The sequence below is a fragment of the Lutibacter sp. genome (assembly GCF_040883305.1).
GTDB lineage: Bacteria > Bacteroidota > Bacteroidia > Flavobacteriales > Flavobacteriaceae > Lutibacter.
This window is the reverse complement of record NZ_JBFLKT010000370.1, coordinates 1-4,273: the sequence shown is the minus strand read 5'-3', so window position 1 is coordinate 4,273 and position 4,273 is coordinate 1. Positions and strand designations below refer to the sequence as shown.

Below are 4,273 nucleotides of genomic sequence, written 5' to 3'. Positions count from 1 at the left end.
GTTTATTTAATTTAAAAATAATTAATAAAATACGATTTTTGATTAAAAAAAATAACAAATATTTCAAAATATCTTAATTTATTAAGAAAAGCCTAATATAAGTCATAATTTATTAGAACTTAAAAGGTTATTTTTGAATAAAAATGCTATGAAATTAAAATTGCTTTATATTTTTATATTCTCTTTTTCTATACTTACAAGTCAAAATTTAAAAATTGATAGTTTAAAAGCAGTATTAAAAGTTTCAACTACCAATGTTGAAAAAATCAAAATCTTAGAAGAACTAAATACCTACTTAATTAATTACGCCTCTCCAGATAATTCAATAGAATATTTTAAACAGATGGCAACACTTTCAAATATAATGAAGAAAAGTAAGTTAGAATCTAGAGCTTATAAATATATTTCTGAGTGTTATATTAAAAAAGAAGATCTAATAAATGCTGAAAAATTTGCATTAAAAGCTATAAAAATTAGTAAAAATTCTAAAGATGTAAATTTTCAACTAGTAGATCTTAACCATTTAGGTAGGGTAAATAATCACTTTGAAAAATATGATAAAGCAATTGAAACATATTTAAAAGGAATTGAAATATACTTAAAGAATCCTGCAGGGAATGCAATTGCAACGGTATATTCCAATTTGGGAATTTCTTATGAAAATATTGGTGATACTGAAAACATGATAAAAGCGTATTTAAAAGGAGCAGAATACGCAGATAGACTAAAAAATTACTTAGCAAAAAGTCATTCCTTATATTGTATTGGAAATGCTTATACAGAACTTGAACAATTTCAAAAAGCAGAAAATTATTATTTAATGGCTTTAAAAGACTCATTATTAATTAACAACCCTCTATATATAAATATACACCATCACGGATTAGGTATTACATACTCAAGATGGGGAAATTACAAAAAGGCAATTATTCATAACAATATTGCTTTAAAACATTATAAATCAGTAGGTAACAAACTTTACGAATTTGATGTACTAAACAATATCTCTGTTGTTTATAACCGAATGCAAAACCATAATAAATCAATAGAATACGCAAAAAAGGCTTTAAATATTGCAAAAGAATTAAACCATAAATTAGCAATTATTGGAGCAAAACAAACTTTAGCTTCTGCTTTTATTGATCTAAGACAATTTGATTCAGCTGAAACATTGTTATTAGAAATATCTAAAGATACAATTCACAAAAATTTAGTCGATCTAGAAACCAAATCTGCGATTTATCAGAATTTAGCCATTGTAAATGAGGGTAAATTTAACTTTAGAAAATCATTATCTTTTTTTAAAAAATTTAAAAATACTAATGATTTAATTTTGTTAGAAAAAAGAAATTCAAAGGTTACTGAAATTGAAACAAAATACCAAACCGAACAAAAAGAAAAAGAAAACATACAATTAAAAGCAGAAAAGATCGAACAAACACTCCAAATAGAAAAAGAAAAAACACAAAAATGGTTGTTAAGTGGCGGTTTAGGAACTTCAATAATCACATTATTTATTTTTAGTTATTACTACAAAAAAAATAAAAAACAGCAATCGTTAATTGAAAATCTTCAAAAAGAATTACACCATCGTGTAAAAAATAATTTAGGTATTATAGATACTTTTATTGAAGTTGCAAAAGAAGAATTTTCAGATAAACCCTTTGAACATAAATTAACCGAATTACAACACAGAGTTTCAAGTATAAATCAAGTACATAAACAATTGTATAGCAACAAGAAATTAGCTACACTTAATGTAAAAAAATATGTGCAGGAACTTGTTAAAAATATTGAAAATAGCTTTGCAAACAAAAATATAAAAGTAGTACAACATATACCCGATGATTTAACAATTTCAACCAATAAATCATTTCCCTTAGGTTTAATTATTAACGAGTTTTTGACTAATGCTTTTAAATATGCATTTGAAGATTCAGAAAAAGGTAGTATAGAAATAACGATTACAAGTAATAAAAATAAGTATTTCTTAACCTTGCAGGATAGTGGGAAGGGGTTACCAACTACATTTAATTTAGATAAATCTACAACTTTTGGAATCAGAATTATAAAATTATTAAGTGAACAACTAAACGGAACTTTTGACTTAAACTCTAATAATGGTGTTCAATTAACTATTAAATTTTAACCTAATTAATTACTATGAAAACTACTATTTTGATTGTTGAAGACGAACCAATTTTATACGAAAGGTTAAGACGCTTTTTAGTAAAAGAAAATTTTAATGTGTTACAATACACAAAAAGTTATATCGAAGCAACAACTAGCTTAAAACTTAAAACACCCGATTTAGTTTTATTAGATATTAATTTACAAGGTGAAAAAGATGGGATAGATTTAGGAGAAGAACTCTACAAAACCTATAAAATTCCGTTTATTTATGTCACTGATTTTGCCGATGATGTTACATTTAAGAGAGCCTTACGCACCAATCCAAATATTTTTGAAGTTAAAACAAAACCGCAACTAGATACAGCACATTTATTACGCTCCATTAAAACTGTTTTACAACAACAAAAAACAACGGAAGCATTTCCTAATGAAGGAATTATGGTTTATGTAGATTATTTAGATAAAATAAAATTATATGGTAAAAATGAGGTGACTCGAGTTCCTTTAAATTTTACAGATATAACTTTTATCACTACGGAAGCAATAAAACATTCTGCACAAAAATACGAGTCCATACGTAATAATTATGTGCGAATTGAAACCCTTAAAAATAAGCGATTTTATTACAAATCTTCGTTAAAAAATCTATTAAATTTAGTACCCTACCACTTTATACGTATTAACGAAAGCACCATTGTTAATTTATTATCAAAATCCTTTAATGGCCGTATAAACGGAACTAAGCTCTCTATTAACAAGCAACAATTTAGTATTAAAGAAACCTACTCTAAAGAAGTTAAAAAAAGACTAGATAGTCTGTTTCAAAGTTAATCACTTTTCGCTTTTTTCGGTATTTTCACTACAATTCCCTGAATTTTCATTTTTTATTGGTCATTGTTTAAGATAATTGGAATTTTAAGACTTAATTATTTTTAATAACAATTTAAATTGTACACACATGAAAAAAACTATGAAGATTTTATTATTTTCTTGTTTATTAATGACTTTATCCAGTTACTCTCAAAGCGCAAGTCAAATTAAAAGAGCAATGAATAATTATTATGACGATGGCGATTATGTTAATGCCTCATTAAAGGCAATTGATTATATTAGAGTTAAACCTAAAAGCAAAGATGGACAAGAGGTATTGTCCGTTTCATTTAATATGGCGCTTGAAATTTTAAATGAAGATATTTTAGATTTAAAAAACAAAAGTAAAACCTTTATTAGCGATAATACTGTAAATTATCGCAGACGAATAATTGAAAAGTATAATTTATTAAAAAAACTTGATAGAAAAGGAAGAGAAGTTCTTGTAATTATTAAAAAAAAGAAGGTCAAGTTAAATTTTAATCGAGTTAATGTGACAGAAGAGTTAGAACTAGCCCAGAAATCTTTAGTTGAGTCCATAAACTTAGCAACAGAAATGCATTACAAAAAAGGTGTTGAATTTTCAAAAAATTTAACTCGAGGTAGTCAAAAAGCAGCCGCTAAAGAATTTAAAAAAGCCACTAATTATACAAGTGGCTATAAAGATTGTAATGTTTTATATGAGACAGCACGTAAAAATGCGACAACTCGAGTTGCAATATTACCATTTGATAATAAAAGTGGTACTACACAATTTGGTAGTGCAGGAGAAATGATTTCCGATAAATTACGTTCAGAAATATTAAATAATGCAAGTGCTAATGAATTCATAGAAATCTATACTAGGGATAGATTAAACTCAATTTTACAAGAACATGACCTCAATCATAATAATGGTATCATAAATCAATCTTCAATAGCTAAATTTGGGCAAGCTTTAGGTGTTCATTTAATTATTACTGGTAAGGTAATGCAACTTACAAGTTCACACGGAGAAAAAATTAGAGATGCAGAAAGACGAAGATCAGTTAACGTGGCAATTGGAACTAAAAAGTACATAGATAGTAAAGGAAAAGAACGAACAAAAACAGTTTATGGTGATGTAGTTGCACGAATGACCGATTTTCATAAAACTGCTACTGCAAATATAAAAGGCTCATATGAGGTAATTGATATTGAATCTGCTCAAATTCTCGCATCTTCCCAATATGGTGAGGACTATAAATGGGAGAATAATTGGACAACCTTTTTAGGAGATAAACGAGCTGCT

3 protein-coding genes are annotated in these 4,273 nt (G+C 26.6%); all 3 read left to right on the top strand.

Going from position 1 to position 4,273, the window contains the following annotated elements:
- The first annotated feature begins 148 nt into the window (after positions 1 to 148).
- Complete coding sequence (locus AB1Z17_RS11885) at positions 149 to 2,149, top strand: histidine kinase dimerization/phosphoacceptor domain -containing protein (RefSeq protein ID WP_368052010.1); 2,001 nt, start codon at positions 149 to 151, stop codon at positions 2,147 to 2,149.
- Between the two features lie 14 nt (positions 2,150 to 2,163).
- The gene (locus tag AB1Z17_RS11880; protein WP_368052009.1) at positions 2,164 to 2,964 is read left to right on the top strand and encodes a response regulator transcription factor; all 801 of its coding nucleotides are present in this window, start codon (positions 2,164 to 2,166) and stop codon (positions 2,962 to 2,964) included.
- Between the two features lie 127 nt (positions 2,965 to 3,091).
- The coding region (locus AB1Z17_RS11875; protein ID WP_368052008.1) for a hypothetical protein at positions 3,092 to 4,273 on the top strand (1,182 nt) is incomplete at its 3' end.

What these genes read in the sequence shown, in the direction of transcription:
- AB1Z17_RS11885 (WP_368052010.1), top strand. Translation starts at nt 149, where the DNA reads ATGAAATTAAAATTGCTTTATATTTTTATATTCTCTTTTTCTATACTT.
- AB1Z17_RS11880 (WP_368052009.1), top strand. Translation starts at nt 2,164, where the DNA reads ATGAAAACTACTATTTTGATTGTTGAAGACGAACCAATTTTATACGAA.